Origin of the sequence: Zoogloea sp. LCSB751 (assembly GCF_002028455.1) — a bacterium.
Lineage (GTDB): Bacteria > Pseudomonadota > Gammaproteobacteria > Burkholderiales > Rhodocyclaceae > Zoogloea.
Map to the genome: position 1 here is coordinate 1 of NZ_MWUM01000410.1, position 252 is coordinate 252.

Sequence of the window (252 nt, forward strand, 5' to 3'; positions counted from 1 at the left end):
CGAACAAACGGCCTTTGATGATGCGAAGAAAAGGCACGATGCCGAGGTGACAGGCTATATCGATGAAATTGACCGCCAGAGTAATGAAATAGAGAGTGTGAATCTAACGCTTAGTCGTTCTGTGGAAGAAAACCAAGATCTTAAGCAGCAATTGGCGGCCTTGTCTGAACGTGAGCGGCAACAAGTGACACAAATATCAAGCTTGCAGCACGATATTCAGTTGTTGAAGTCGGCGGCTGATGAAAGTAACCG

The 252-nt window shown here is 46.4% G+C and carries 1 protein-coding gene; it reads left to right on the forward strand.

Annotated elements, in window-relative coordinates:
• Positions 1–252 (forward strand): hypothetical protein (locus B4920_RS29675; protein WP_161493400.1); only part of this gene is annotated, 252 nt, incomplete at both ends.